Genomic DNA, 14,094 nt, shown 5'->3' on the forward strand with positions numbered 1-14,094 from the left:
TCGAGCTTCCTCTCGACCGGCTCACAGCATCCCCCGCACGTCGCTGGGCACCCTCGTGTGCTTGTCCAGCAGCAACCCGAGCGGTAGCGCCGCTGCGAAGGCGGAGTCTTGCGCCCCGTACACCGGGCGCAGTTGCACCCGAGACGACGCAGAAATGCTTTCGACCACCGCGGCCGCGTCCGCCATCCCCTCATCGTGCGGGACGGTCGCGGTCACCAACAGGCTTACGTTCACCAACCCCGCGCCGCGCGCTTCCTCCGTCGCAGTCTGCTCAGCCGCACGCTGCAGCGTCTTGACTCGTGCCGAGGCCCGGCTGGCGCTCGTCACCCGGAACGCTGCGCGGTCACGGTCGGACTCGACCACGCGGGCTGCGCGGCCCGGCTCATAGGGTCGGTAGTGCATGGTCACCCGCTTGCGGGTGACCTCACTGATCGGGGCCAACAAGGGGTACAGCACGTCGCTGTAGACCTCGCCTCGCGGAGGCAGCGTCATCTCCCAGGTGCGGGAGCGGCCCGAGTCATGGACAAGTGAGTCGTAGGCAGCAGCGGTGGTGACCGGTCCGCAGTCGTCCCACGACAGTTCGGGCACCTGTCCGTCGGCAGCTGCGCGCTCGAGGATGCCTGCAGCGGCGGGGTCGTAGGCGACGCGGACCAGCTCGCAGATTTCCTGAGCCGTCATCGGGACCGCCACACCAGCACCGGTGCCAGACAGTCCCGCGCGCAGAGACGGCAACCGTGAGGCTAGTTCCCGGGCGACCGCGTCAGCGTCGCGTCGACGTCGACCATCGCCCTTGTAGGTCAGCGCGACGTACCCCTTCACCGAGGCTGAGCCTTCTGGGTAGGTATCCATGACCTCCCCGAACATCTCGACCGCCAGAGCCGGTGCGTCCTCCTGGAGGTTCGTTCCTACTTCTCGGCGCAACCGCGACCCGGAGTCCGGGGCCGTCTCGATCGTCACCGTGGCGGCCTCCAAGCCTGGCTCGTGGCCTAGCGCGGCGAGCCACCCTCCCCACTGGGCCACCCGCTGGTTGATGTGCTCCTGGTCGACAAGGCTCATGCCGTCCGGCTCGCAGGCCATGATGATCGTGAAGCTGCGTGTCGCAGGAATGTGCACCATCCCGAACGGCAGCCCAAACGAGTCCCGGTGCTCGCTCAGCTCAGACTGCGCCAGCAGACCCGGCAGCGTGTGTCGCCCGTAGGGCACCCGAGACAGTGGGCCTGTGCGGGCCACCGCGCGACCGCGCATCCTCGCGAAGGCGTATCCGGCACCAGCGCCTACGTGGTGGAGCACCGTGCGGTAGTGCTTGTCGCGGATCGCCAGTAGACCCAGCAGGATCCCAATGAACAGAATCCACACCAGAGCGCCTTGCCACCCGAGAGGTGACAGGAACAGCACGATCATCACGACCGGGCCGAGCACGAGCAGCAGCGTCCCCAACGTCGAGAAGTTGCCGAGGCCCCCCTTGTCAGGTCGCCGCCAGTTGCCGTACGTCGGCGGGCGCTTGTCCGCCTCAGTTGCTACCACGCGGACCACCTTCCTCACTGTCTAGTTCTTCGCGGGCTTCGTCGAACGCGCGTCGCCCAGCGGCCGCCCCACGTCCCGCCCGCTTGGCAGTGTCGCTCGGCGCGCGAGCCGCGGGTGATCCTTGCGGGCCACCAGTTGCGGCCTGTTCCCCGCTAGGCGCCGGTGATCCCGCCCCAGCGCCAGCGGCGCGCTGACGAGCTGGACCGTGCTGGCCGCCTGAGGGAACAGACCCTCCGCCCTGCCCGGACGCGGACTGCCCCCCGTCCGGGGAACCACTGTCCTGACTGCTGCCGGCGGCCTGAGAAACGCTGCTCGCGCCAGAGGCGCTACTGCTACTAAAGCCTGACGTCCCCCCGCCGGTGCCACCGACCGTAGGACCGGAATCCCCGCCGGCAGGCCCGCCCGCTGATGGAGCCGACCCACCCGCTGAGGGCTGGCCGCCAGGGCCCGAGTCTCCACCGGCCGGCGCGACGCCCGCGCCGCTGTCCTGCCCGCCCGAAGTGCCGCCTCCACCCGGACCACCTGCCGGTCCCGGCTTGCTGCCGCCCGGTCCACCACGACCGGACCCACCACCCGAGGCGGACCCACCACCGGAGATAGACCCAGCGCCAGCGCTACCCGCGCCCGGTGCCCTGGAGGCACTACCAGAGGCTGCGCCAGCGCCCCCCGCCGACGCTGCCCCTGCACCACCGGTCATCGCCACAGCACCAGTGGCCACGGCCGCGCCCGCCCCGGCGGCGACCAAACCGCCTGCGCCACCGCCGGAGGCGACCGCCGAGGTGGCCGGCACGATCAGTCGCAGCAACGCGGGAAGCATGAACAACGCACAGATGAAGATGGCAATGGCAGTGACCGCAGCCAGCAGCGACGCGTCCGACTGTGACAGCCGGAACGCGACTGCGTAGATCACCGCGGCCGCGGGCTTGTAGAGGATCAACGCTAACAACCAGGCCGTGTACTTTCCGAGCATCTGCTTGCCTACCTGGGTACCGGCCGCCGCCGCCGCGACGGGCAACATCGCCACCATGACGACGAGCAACGCACCGCGCACGACGAGCAAGATCACCTGCAGGAGAAACACCAGGACCGCGACGAGCAGCAGGAGAATGGCCATCACCCAGCCGAGAGCCTGCTCCTCCAGCCAGAACTCGCTCCCCTCGTTGAGGAACAGCACGCGCGTGATCCCCTCACCGATACCCCCGTCCTCCGTGGCCCGGTTGAGGATGTACACCGAGAACTCATCGCCCGCAGACAGCAGCAGCGCCACGACCGCCGTACCGGAAGCCGTGATGAGCACGAACGTGATCAGCGACTGGAGGACGTCTTTCAGGTGACGCCCCTCCTGCGTCCACATGATGCGGATGCCCGCCACGATCAGGCCGAGCACCACGAACGCCAGGGACCACCACCGCAGTTCCTGCGCAAAGAACACGAACACATCCGCCGGCTGAAACCTCGGGTCTGTGCATTCACCCGTGATCGGGTCGCATACACCGCCCCCGACCCACTCCCCCAGCTGAGGAACCAGCGGGAAATTCACCCATGCAGTGGCGATGTCCCCTGCAAGGTTCCCCGCGGCCTCGAACAGCAGACTCGTGAAGCGCTCGAGCTGCGCGTCAAACCAGTTGCTAGCCGCATCCCCCATGCACTCTCTGCTCAGGCACATAGGCCCAGCCCCCTGTCACTCTTCGCGGTCTACGGCAGGACCCCAGGCCACGAACCCGGCAGGGAGCTCTGAGACCGGTTCGATGTCGGTCAACGTCCATACCGTCCAGGTGTCCCCGGTCCAGCGGACCGTCACAACGTCAAGACTCGTCATCGTGCCGGTGTTGTCCGATATCGCGTGGACCAGTGCGACTTCGGCCTGGTCATCCGCGTAGGAGTAGAAGCGATACCCCAAGGGGGAGAACGGACCGTAGGCCTCTGGGCTGTCAAACCCCGTTCGGCTGTACTCCATCAACTCCTCGTACCGGGGACCGCTCTCGTCGGCAAGAGCTTCGAAGACCTCCACAGGGTCATTGGACGAGGTTCGGTACTGAGCCAAGAAGTTGTAGGCGGCCAGTAGAGCACCGGTTGAAGTCTGGGCGTAGCAGGAGAGCAGCGCCTCCCGCTGCTCAGGGCCGTCGCGCTCACTTAGCGCCGCGGGGACTTCGCCGGTCGGTAACCATTCGACGTCCGGGGGCACTGTGAGAGCAGCCTGTGGGTCCGACCCTTCAGGTGCTTCACACCCGGTTTCGCCGTCCGCTTCGGGGGCCGCTGTCCCCTCTGCGGTCCCTGTTGATGCCGTTCCGGTCTCCTGGTCAACATCGGGCGGCTCCGGCGCGGCGTTAGTGCTCGTCTCGGAGGGTTCGGTGTCAGAACCTCCACCCCGCGTGAAGCCGAATGTCACAACGAGGCCGACCAGCAGGACGACCATGACGAAGGCAGCGGCCACGAGAAACCCGGGCTTGGCGTACCAGGGGCGGGAATCGTCCAGCTCATCTCTGCGCGGCATGTTTCGCTCCTCGATCAGCTAGGCGCGTCAGGAGAACATGGCCACGAGGCCACCGGCAGAGGCGACGACGATGCAGCCGGCCATGACCCATCCGAGACGGCCGGCGCTCTCGCCGCCACCGCCCATGCGTCCCGAGTTCTGGAGCATCATCATCATTCCGGTGATGATGAAGCCCACCACCCCCATCGCCAGGGCGATCCACGCGAGCCAGTTCAGCACCATGAGCAAGCCGTCCGCGCCGGGAGGTGCCTCAGGGGACGGGTTGGGAACGCCAGCCTGCAGCGCCGCGGAGACGGTCATAAGAGTGTTCATGCTGGTTCAGCCTTTCTCAGTGATGAGCTGTTGGATGGACCGCACCACCCGGGCGCTTGGCCCGGTCGGGACGGACGGTGAGGGTTCGGGTTCTAGCCGAAGCCTGGGCACCCACGGGACTGTCCAGGTACGCGGTAATCCCCCCGACAAGTGCTGGATCAGGTGCCGAATCTGCGTCGGCAACTTGCCCCCAGCGTCAGCGATCAGCACCAGCCCGAGCAGCTGCACCTGCACATCTCCCGAAGCCCACTGACGTGCAGCCCGTCGTGCTGACTCGATGCCGGTCGCGGTGGTGCGTGCCACCAGCACGACCACAGGCTTTCCTTGCGGGCACGAGGGCCACGAACGTTCCGTCGCCCGCCCGCCCAGCCACGCCGCGAGAGTCGACTCTCCGGCGCCGCCGTGGGTGCCCACTACGCAGACGCGCTCCAGGCTCGGCACCTCCACCACACGCAAGCGGTCTGCCTGATCTACAGGTGGAATCCCTGGGATCGGCTGACCCACACCTCGCAGAACGTCAGGCTCGTCCCCTGTTTGAACTGGCGCACTAGCGGCTACCGGAACATCCGTTGTGTCCAGCCATGGGTTGCTCATATCGACCCCCTTCCGCCCAACCGGCTCCCCAAGGTTCATGGGTACCACACGCCTACGACGCTAAGCGATGTGTCCAAGTACGTCAAATCTTATCTTGTCAGACAAATCATGACATATCCGCCTCAGATGCGATACGGTGCTATCCGTGTTGGCCTGGCAATCTGTGGACATGAGCCACTTGATCGATGCCCTGGTGGATGGCCAGCCCGAGCGGATGAGCGCACGCCAGGTAGGAGAGGTTCTAGGGGTGAGTGAACGAACGGTCCTGCGGTGGCTGCAGGCAGGAGACTTTCCGGGCATCCGGCTACCTGGTGGCGGGTGGATGATCCTGCGCGAGGAGCTCCGCGCATGGTTGCACTCCGCGCACAACATGCGGGGGAAGGATGGTCACCAGGAGGACGCGCGGGAGTAGCCCGACTGCGCAGGCACCATGAACCGAGGGGGATTCAGCAGACTTGCGGCGATCGGCCTTGCGCTGAGCGTTGCGGCCTGTGGCGCGCCCGAGGACGTCTACAACCCCCAGCCCGACCCCGGACCGCTTCCCGGCGGTGCGGAGTGGCCCCTGGACCACGACAAGGTGCCGGTGACCGAGTGGGCCGAACTCATCGACACCGCACACCAGGAGTGCGTGGGGGTCGACGGCCCACTTCTCGCGGCCCAGCTCGACGCCGAGTCGGGGTGGGACCCCGACGCCGTGTCCAACGCTGGCGCGCAGGGACTGGCGCAGTTCATGCCGGCCACGTGGGCCCAGTACGGCCGCGACGGGGACGGCGATGGTCAGGCTGACCCGTTCACCCCCGCTGACGCGATCGTCTCCCAGGCCGGGTTCATGTGCGCACTGCAAGACCTGGTGCGCACCTGGGAGGACGACGGATCGTTGCCTCCCGGACAGACGATGACCCTCACCCTGGCGTCCTATAACGCCGGTCCCGGCGCCGTCCTGGAGTACGGGGGCGTCCCGCCCTACCGAGAGACCCAGCAGTACATCCCGAAGATTCTCGACCTGCGGGTGGAGTACGCGGCCAGCACCGCCGGCGGTGGCCAACCACCTCTCGACGGGTACACCCCGGCCCCCACGTCCTGCCCCAGCCAAAGCAACCCGCTCGAGCGCGGCTTGCAAGCCCCTGCTCTGCGCGGGCTGCGCTGCACCGAGACAGTCTTCTCGAACATCCTCATCACCAGCGGGTGGCGTGCCAGAGGCAGCAGTCCCGGCTCAGACCACCCGCTCGGCCTCGCGGTCGACAGCGCCGCCAGCACACCCTGGAACACCCCCGAGGGGGCCAAACAGAACTGGCAGCACGCGCACTGGACGCAGGTCAACGCTCAACGGCTGGGCGTGCGCTACATCATCTTCTACAACTACATCTGGAACCCCGACGCGATCGACGCCTGGGTGCCCTATGACCACGACAGTGGTGTGGTCAACCCCAGCCTGGACCACCAGGACCACGTCCACGTGTCCTACCGCGCCCAGGGCGGAGACCCTGACGCACCGCTCATCCCGCACAAGCCTCGCCAGGGAACGCATCCCCGCGGCCTCTGGCTCGACCCCGAGGAGGCCCTGCCATGACCCCCGCTCGACTCGCTCTCGCCCTGACGGCGAGCCTCGTCCTGGTCGGATGCAGCGGCGACAACACCACCGACTCCCCGACCACACCCGCCGAGGCCAGCCAACAGGCGCCCAGCGATCCGGCGATCGGCACAGCCGCGCCACCCCTGGACGTGTCCACCTGGACACCGGAGCCGGCCCCTACCGGCCAAGACGGACAACCCCGCGGCCTCGACCTCGACCCGGCGCAGGTCGACCAGGAGGACCCCATCGCCGTCGCCAACGCCTTCGCAGCGACCATCCTCACCTCAGACGCGTCCATCGACCTCTCCCCCGTTGACGCCGACCGTCGCGCCGCACGCTGGGCCACCGACGAGTACGCCGCCACCCTCACCGAACCACGGCCGGGCAGTGGTGGTGCCGACTGGCTCGAGCTGGAGCGAGACAGCGGATACCTGTCCGCGGAGCTCTCCGAGCACCCCGCCGTCGAGGCGGGCTTGCTCGACGTCGACGGGCTCGTGACCGAGGTCCCGATCCTGGCCACCGTCACCGCACACGACGCTGACCTACCACCGCGGGACACGTCCGTGCTGGTCACCCTCATCCGCGCCGACACCGATCAACCGTGGCAAGTCACCGACTGGTACGACGACGACGCCCAAGGAGGCACACCATGACCGCCTACAACACAGCACAGTGGCCCATCACGACGGTCACCATCACCGGAGACCAGAGCGAAGACAGCTCCCCTGCGGTCGTGCGCATCGACCGCATGGGCACCGTCCACACCCTCGAGGCGGACAGCACCCTCCAGGCACGCGCCCAGGCGCGCAGCTGGATCGCGGAGAACGTGGCCGCCCCCATGGATCGCGCCGCGAAGGTCACCATCGATGACCCAGAAGGGCTCTGGCACGTCACCATCGACCCCGCCGGTCGCGTCACCGCCTCTGACCACGGCACCGACCGACCCAAGACCCACCCCGCCAAGGAGGCGTCAACCCCCGCTGCCGCACCAGAACCTCCGGTGACGCTCCCACCGGCACCGTCATCGGCGGCGTTTGATCTTCACCAGACCGACACCCCTGCGCCTTCATCAGCGCCACCGCCGGAGCCGCAAAGCAGGCGCGAGGCCCGCGAGCAGATCCACGAGCGTCCCTCGTTCATCACCGCGGGCCGCGCAGTCCAGCCCGCGCAGCACGGCTGGCGAGGCACGCTCAACGGGCTCGGGCTGCGCCTCGCCCCCGGGCCCGATGAACTGGCCATGCGCCGAGACGTCGAAGCCGTGTCCCAACACTGGGGCGGACCGCGCACCATCGCCGTTGTCAACGGCAAAGGCAGCGCCGCAAAGACGCCCACCACAGCTTGCCTAGCAGCGGTGTTCGCCCGACACAGCGGCGCCGGCGTCCTGGCGTGGGACAACAACGAGACCCGCGGCTCACTGGCCTGGCGCACCGAAGCCTCAGCGCACAAAGCGACCGTCCTGGACCTGCTTCCCCACGTAGACAAACTCATGTCCAACCACGCCCAGCACGCCGAGATGGCGCACTACGTGCACCACCAGCCAGCCGACAAGTACGACGTCCTCTGGTCAGATCAGTCCGTCGAAGGCGACCACATCGTCACCGCCGAAGAAGTCGACCTGGTGCACCAGGTCGCCGCCCGGTACTACCGGATGGTCGTCATGGACTCCGGCAACTCTGAGCGCGCCCCCAACTGGCGCGCCATGGTCGAACACGCCGACCGACTCGTGGTGCCCTGCACCAACGTCGAAGACACCGCCGAGGCGGGCGCCCGCCTCATCGAAGCTCTCGCAGCGCGCGACGAACGCTCCGCCGCTCTCGCCCGCAACGCGATCGTCCTCGTCTCCCAGCGCACCGCAGGACACGATCCCAACCTGGAGCGCATCGTCAAGGGATTCCGAGAGATGGGCCTGTCCGTGGTCACCGTCCCCTACGACCCCGCGCTGCAAACCGGCGTCATCCGCCACGACGCGTTACGTCCCGCAACGCAGCGCGCGTGGCTACACGCGGCGGCCGAGGTGGCCCGGGGGCTTCCTTCATGATGTGCGCCGGCTGCCGGGACAACCCCGGCCACACCGAGGAGGACTGTGATGACGCGGCGCATCCTGCCCGCTCCTACAAGTCTTGCCCCTGTCAACATCACCCGTCCCCTGAACCACAGAGGTGACGGCGTGTCGCGGCTCCGTTGTGCTTTCGCTATCAGTAGCGTTCCGCGCATGACCTCCCGACGACGTCCTCGTGGCACGGCGAAGAACACGCACGGGCTCTTCGCTCGGGTCGACCCTGCCGCCGCGCAGCTGGTCGCTGAGTGCGCCGAGCGACTCGGCGTCAGCAACTCCGAGTTCGTGGAGGCCGCTCTCCTGCAGGTAGGTCACACCCTCGACAGCGAGGGCGTCCCCACCTGGTGGACCAAGCAGAACCGGCAGTGCGAGGAGCTTCCTCTGACCGGATGACGCGATCCGGGCAAGGCCCGGACATGACTCGACCCCCTGCGCCAACAGGGGGTCTGGAGTCGAAGTGAAGCCGAGTTAGCAGCTCGGCCCCGATATACGCCCTCGCATGAGAAGTGAGGAGGCGGCTTTGTGCTGCCCACTTTAGCGCACCCCTCACCGGCGCGCCAGCATCCCAGCGACGCCGAGTTGCGCGCGGCCCGCGCCTACGCCCGCGCCGCGCTGCGCGGACTGGACCAGCAACGCGCGATCCTGCCCGATGACGCACCCCTCGTCCGGGCAGCCTCCCGCGCACCCCGAGGACACGCGATCCTGCCGCGCTGGCACCAAGAAGACCGCGGCTGGGCCAACCGCCACCGCGGCCACCACCAACCAGCACCCGAAGGTGCATATGCCCGTATCCCCGTCTGGCACGGCCGGGTGCACTGGCTGGGGATCGTGATCCCCTTCGCCTTGGCCGACGACGATTACCGGCGCGCCCGAGGGCGCACACGCCACAGGCCCCGGATCGACATCGACACCTTCAAGCTCTGGGCAGAGATCGAGTCCAACTACGTCCAGCACCGACGCACCGGCCGCCGCCTCGTCGTCCGCCCCTCGACCGTCGCCCAGGTCATGGGCGTCTCCGAGCGCACCGTCCAGCGCTGCCGCGCCTACGCCCGACGACTAGGCCTCCTCGTTGACGTCTCACCCGGTCGAATGCTCACCGCTGACGAGTCCTTGGCCTGCCGCCGTCGAGGATCCCGACAGCGCGGGTTATCCACAGAATCTGCTCTCAGCATCCCCCGCCGGCTCCGACTTCCTGTGGACCGTGTCACCCCTACCAGTGGTAGGGCGAGGCATCCTCTTAACCTCACCTTGGATAGTCCTACCGACAGCGCCGCAAGCGGCGCTGCGATGAAGGAAGCCGCTTCGCGGCCGCTCCCACCAAGGCGGCGGCGCCCAGCCCCGGTCGTGCACCTCGCTCGATCGGTCCAGGACCGTATCCCGTGGCTCCAGCACGAGAAAATCGCGTCCCTGGTGCCCTCTCTGCACCGTTTCGCGACCGGGGAACGGCCCTGGACAGCCCAAGACCTCATCGACGGCATCGACACCATCACCGTCCGCTGCGGCTACACGGCCGTCCGGACCGAGCGCATCCGCACCCGCCCCGCCGCCGTCCTCGCATGGTTCCTGCGCCAGCTCGATCCCATCAACGACCACCCCCGAGCCGGATTCAACGACACCGCCGCCGGCGGCCGCGCCACCTGGCCCACCTGGTGCGGCCACTGCGACGAACACACCCGCCAACGCTGGGAACCCGCCGACGCCCTCGCCTACCGCTGCGCGGTCTGTCACCCCCTCAAATCTCAGAAGCAAGGTTGACCCCGTTGGGTGGACATCTTGACCGGCCGAGTGCGACTGGCAGGAAAGGCCCTTATGGGTGCCTTCGACCGTGGTGCGCTGAACGTGGTGTGGACAAGCGACATCACCTACCTGGCCACCGGACACGGGTGGCTGTACTTGTGCGCCGTCCGCGAGGGGCACTCCCGGCGCGTCATCGGCTACGCCTTCTCATCCAGCCTGCACACCGACGTCGTGGAGAGCGCGCTGCGCCGGGCGGTCACCTTCCGTGACGCTCCTACGGGCGGTGTGATCTTCCACGCGGACAGGGGCTGTCAATACACCTCGACCCAGCTTGCCAACGCCGCACAGGAGCTGGGTGTGCTGCTCTCGGTCGGGCGCACCGGTGTGTGCTGGGACAACGCCCAGATCGAAAGCTTCTGGTCGACGTTGAAGACCGAGTTCTACGACCGCCACTACTTCGCCACCCACGCCGAAGCGATCCACGCCGTCAGCTCCTGGATCGAGAACATCTACAACCGCCGCCGGCGCCACAGCGCCCTCGGCCAGATCCCTCCGGTAGCGTTCGAGCACCGGAGCACCACCGCGGCCCAAGAAGCCGCTTAGCCGATGTCCACCAGACGGGGTCAACCCCAGAAGTGCTAGGCAGTATCTCAGATGGTGGTTGGACTCGAAGACTTCTGCAGGAACAGGTTCGGGCTGTTGTAGGTGACGTTCATGATTCCCCAACCGACACTAACTCCAGTCAGCGACCCACCGTTGTTTCCTTCGTAGGTAAATGCCGCCTGCACAACTCCAGAACAATCGGACTTGTCATAGGTGACTGCAACAACTCCATTGTCAGCGTAGTTCGTGAAGTTGCTAACCGCGTCATCAATGTTCCATGTTGGCGAGTTTGTTCCTACACCACTTTCACGGAGGGTCCCACGATTGGTAGAGGTTCCGTCGTACGTGTAGGTAGCGCTACTGTGGCTGAGGAACTGCCCACATCCGCTGCTAAGCTGCAATGCCGCAATGTCAACCGGTGCGCCTTGGCCAACGAAGTCGTCACGCCAGTTCCAGTGACCGGATATGTCCGCTGTGGTACTCGCCGGATGGCTGGCGCTCACAATGGATACGACGAAGGCGTCTGTGGGAAAGTCCAGTGCACCCATCTCAGATGGGTCGTTCCGCATGTCTGCGTTCGCGGTACGTCCATCCGTGGGTCCGCTGGCGCTGGTCGAGATAGAGACATCGCCCCCCAAACTTACTACCAAAGATTCAAGGCCTTCAATATCTTGCGGATTTTCCAATCGATAATCAGCTATCGCATCGTGGAACTCTTCAGCGGTAATTCCCTCTCCGTCACTGTGTTCGCCACGAATACTCGCTGAAGCAGGTGCCGCCATGGCGGAAGCCACAAGCGCCATAGAGAAGGCCGTGGGCACGATTCGCTTGATTTGCACTATCCCAGTCCAATCTAGTTGGCTAAAGTGAATCCCCCTCGGAAAAGCGAGGATTCAATTCACGCTAACATAAGTTTTTTGGGGTTGCAAGGGCCTAGCTACTCTCTCTTCTCCTCGGGCAAGATCTTGCCGTCGCGGGTGGGCAAGGGGCGGTTGCCAGAGCTGAAAAACTCATGGAGAGCACTCAGGACGGCCTTGCGGATCACGTAGTGAGCTACATAGGCAACTACGCCTAGCACGACGATCGTGAACACTCCGCCAGTGAGCGGATCCATGCTGTCCTCCTTGATCTACTTACAACGAACTCGGTCCTGCGGGCTTGAGAGCGCGGTTTCCAGACTACGGGGCGTCAGAGCTGCGTGCAGAGAAGAGGATGGTTGGCCGACGACCTCAGGTGTCGGGGAGGCGGTTTGGTCGGCTGCTTAAGGCGATGCTGCCCCTGGCGGGCACCGGCGGTCGCCGCTGCGCGGCGGCAGAGGTTTCTTCTTCCCTCCTCCTCCGGGGCATTCCATCGTGCGGGCTCGCACCCGGCGCACAAGCCGGCTCCTACGTCGCCGGCCTCCCCTCCCCCGCAGCTGCTCGGCGCTGCGCTTATCTCCTCACACCTGCTCCAGGTCGGTACGCCCTACGGGTGGCTGCACCGGGCGCTCTAGCGCCCGCAGCTTCTTCCATTGCCCCGGAGGGGGCGGGAAATGGTCGACCGGCCACTAACCCAAGCAATGCTGGCAAACCAAGCAAGGAGCACACCATGTCGCAGAACAAGCCGTCCCCCGAAGCAGCCACCTACGTGACTCTGGACCCCGCCGCGCTCATCGTCGGCCAGAACGTCCGCGCCACGACCGCCGAGGACGTCCAGGCAGACGCCGCCTTCATCGCCTCGATCCGGGAGAACGGTGTCCTGGTGCCGATCACGGCCTACACCAACGAGGACGGCCAGCCCGTCGTCATCACCGGCCAGCGTCGCACCCTGGCAGCGCTGGTGACCGCGACGCAGGTGCCCACCGTGCTCTACCCGAACAAGCCCGAGAACATCGACGCGCTGCGTCAGCAGTGGGACGAGAACGAGCGGCGCGCTGAGATGAGCGAGGACGACCACGCCCGAGGGATCGAGCAGTTCAGCCTCCTCGGACTCACCGCCGAGCAGATCGCCCAGGCCACCGGCGAAGCGCCCGAGCGCGTGGAGGCGGCCCTGTCGGTGGTCGGCACCACGCAGCGCAGGACCATCGCCGAGCATGGTCTGACGATCCAGGAGGCGGCAGCCCTGGCGGAGTTCGAGGACGACGAGGAAGCCGTCGAAGAACTCATCACCGCCGCCCAGGAGGGACGGTTCGAGCACGCCGCCGCCCGAGTACGGTGGAGCAAGACCTACGAGCAGGTCTCCGAACAGGCCCGGGCCGAACAGGATGCCGCAGGCGTAGCCGTGGTCGAGTCGTACACCTACGACGGAAAGACCGTCAAGGTTTCCCGCCTCACCGACACCGAGGGCAACCCCCTCGACCCCGAAGCGCACGCCCAGTGCCCAGGACACGCCGTGAGCATCGACGTGCGGCGCGGTCAGGACGGCAGCGCCGTCGCCAACGTCGAGCCGTGGTGCATCGGATGGCGCAAGCACGGGCACACCGACCCCTACGCGGCGCGATCCGCGACCGGAGAAGGCCAGAAGATGACCGAGGAGCAGAAGCAAGAGCGCAAGGAACTCATCGCCAACAACAAGGCATGGGACGCCGCCGTGGAGGTCCGCCGCGAGTGGCTGGCCACGCTCGCCACCCGCAAGACCCCACCTGCCGGAGCCGAAGCGCTGATCGCTGCCTACATCACCGGCACCGGGTGCTACCCGCGCGACCCCCGTCGCGGCGACGTGGCCGCAGTACTCAACCAGCCCAAGATGCACCAGGAGGTCACTGCCACCCGCACCACTAAGGCGCGGATGACGATGCTGGCTCTGCTACAAGTTATCGGTCAGTGGGAGGTCGAGGCGTCCCGCGCCACCTGGCGAAACCCCAGCCAGTGGGACCAGCGGATCATGGCCGCGTTCATCGCCTGGGGCTACACCCCCGGCGACGTCGAGCAGAAGATCGCGCCCGTCAAGACGCGCAAGCCCAAAGCCTGACCCCATGGTGGCCCACCCCAGCGGGTGGGTCACCACCCCCTTGGGGGTGTGCTCGACGGAGCTCGCACCTCGGGCTGGCGCCCTAGCGGGGCGCGTCGCGCGGCGACGCGCACTCTCTGGTGGTGCCCTGGCGGGCACCGGCGGTCGCCGCTGCGCGGCGGCAGAGGTTTCTTCTTCCCTCCTCCTCCGGGGCATTCCATCGTGCGGGCTCGCACCCGGCGCACAAGCCGGCTCCTACGTCGCCGGCCTCCC

The 14,094-nt window shown here is 67.0% G+C and carries 14 protein-coding genes and 1 pseudogene; 8 read left to right on the plus strand and 7 right to left on the minus strand.

Annotation, left to right across the window (positions count from 1 at the left end; translation table 11 throughout):
* Positions 1-21 precede the first annotated feature (21 nt).
* From ACI3EY_RS16970 to ACI3EY_RS16990, 5 genes are read right to left on the minus strand one after another with little or no spacing between them, the layout of a single operon-like run.
* Positions 22-1,524, minus strand: coding sequence for an SCO6880 family protein (locus ACI3EY_RS16970; RefSeq protein WP_405041238.1), 1,503 nt, complete (start codon positions 1,522-1,524; stop codon positions 22-24).
* On the minus strand, positions 1,511-3,169 hold the full coding sequence (locus tag ACI3EY_RS16975; protein ID WP_405041239.1) for a hypothetical protein: 1,659 nt from the start codon (positions 3,167-3,169) through the stop codon (positions 1,511-1,513). The genes ACI3EY_RS16970 and ACI3EY_RS16975 overlap by 14 nt, the downstream gene beginning before the upstream one ends.
* Before the next feature lie 36 nt (positions 3,170-3,205).
* Positions 3,206-4,018 (minus strand): hypothetical protein, encoded by an 813-nt coding sequence (locus ACI3EY_RS16980; protein ID WP_405041240.1) that lies wholly within the window; start codon positions 4,016-4,018, stop codon positions 3,206-3,208.
* 27 nt (positions 4,019-4,045) lie between these two features.
* Positions 4,046-4,330, minus strand: coding sequence for a hypothetical protein (locus tag ACI3EY_RS16985; RefSeq protein WP_405041241.1), 285 nt, complete (start codon positions 4,328-4,330; stop codon positions 4,046-4,048).
* Positions 4,331-4,336: 6 nt separating this feature from the next.
* A complete protein-coding gene (locus tag ACI3EY_RS16990; RefSeq protein ID WP_405041242.1) occupies positions 4,337-4,963 on the minus strand; it encodes a DUF6668 family protein in 627 nt (208 codons plus the stop codon).
* 130 nt (positions 4,964-5,093) lie between these two features.
* Between ACI3EY_RS16990 and ACI3EY_RS16995 the strand changes: the two genes are divergently transcribed.
* From ACI3EY_RS16995 to ACI3EY_RS17025, 7 genes and pseudogenes are all read left to right on the plus strand, one after another.
* The gene (locus ACI3EY_RS16995; RefSeq protein ID WP_405041243.1) at positions 5,094-5,336 is read left to right on the plus strand and encodes a helix-turn-helix domain-containing protein; all 243 of its coding nucleotides are present in this window, start codon (positions 5,094-5,096) and stop codon (positions 5,334-5,336) included.
* 18 nt (positions 5,337-5,354) lie between these two features.
* On the plus strand, positions 5,355-6,494 hold the full coding sequence (locus ACI3EY_RS17000; protein ID WP_405041244.1) for a transglycosylase SLT domain-containing protein: 1,140 nt from the start codon (positions 5,355-5,357) through the stop codon (positions 6,492-6,494).
* Positions 6,491-7,150, plus strand: coding sequence for a hypothetical protein (locus ACI3EY_RS17005; RefSeq protein ID WP_405041245.1), 660 nt, complete (start codon positions 6,491-6,493; stop codon positions 7,148-7,150). Before ACI3EY_RS17000 ends, ACI3EY_RS17005 begins: the two co-directional genes overlap by 4 nt.
* Positions 7,147-8,535: a MinD/ParA family ATP-binding protein gene (locus ACI3EY_RS17010; protein ID WP_405041246.1), complete on the plus strand. Its 1,389-nt coding sequence runs from the start codon at positions 7,147-7,149 to the stop codon at positions 8,533-8,535. Before ACI3EY_RS17005 ends, ACI3EY_RS17010 begins: the two co-directional genes overlap by 4 nt.
* A gap of 174 nt (positions 8,536-8,709) precedes the next feature.
* Positions 8,710-8,946: a hypothetical protein gene (locus ACI3EY_RS17015; RefSeq protein WP_405041247.1), complete on the plus strand. Its 237-nt coding sequence runs from the start codon at positions 8,710-8,712 to the stop codon at positions 8,944-8,946.
* A 1,017-nt stretch (positions 8,947-9,963) separates the two neighbouring features.
* On the plus strand, positions 9,964-10,308 hold the full coding sequence (locus ACI3EY_RS17020) for a hypothetical protein (protein ID WP_405041248.1): 345 nt from the start codon (positions 9,964-9,966) through the stop codon (positions 10,306-10,308).
* A 63-nt stretch (positions 10,309-10,371) separates the two neighbouring features.
* Positions 10,372-10,893, plus strand: a pseudogene (locus tag ACI3EY_RS17025) (IS3 family transposase); the annotation flags it as partial.
* Positions 10,894-10,940: 47 nt separating this feature from the next.
* On the opposite strand, the gene ACI3EY_RS17030 reads toward ACI3EY_RS17025, so the two are convergent.
* Complete coding sequence (locus ACI3EY_RS17030; protein ID WP_405041249.1) at positions 10,941-11,732, minus strand: hypothetical protein; 792 nt, start codon at positions 11,730-11,732, stop codon at positions 10,941-10,943.
* A gap of 98 nt (positions 11,733-11,830) precedes the next feature.
* Complete coding sequence (locus ACI3EY_RS17035; RefSeq protein WP_405041250.1) at positions 11,831-12,007, minus strand: hypothetical protein; 177 nt, start codon at positions 12,005-12,007, stop codon at positions 11,831-11,833.
* Positions 12,008-12,480: 473 nt separating this feature from the next.
* Between ACI3EY_RS17035 and ACI3EY_RS17040 the strand changes: the two genes are divergently transcribed.
* Positions 12,481-13,842, plus strand: coding sequence for a ParB/RepB/Spo0J family partition protein (locus ACI3EY_RS17040; RefSeq protein WP_405041251.1), 1,362 nt, complete (start codon positions 12,481-12,483; stop codon positions 13,840-13,842).
* Positions 13,843-14,094 lie beyond the last annotated feature (252 nt).

Source organism: Serinicoccus shuyuelongi (assembly GCF_045032955.1).
In the GTDB taxonomy this organism is placed as follows: Bacteria; Actinomycetota; Actinomycetes; order Actinomycetales; family Dermatophilaceae; genus Ornithinicoccus.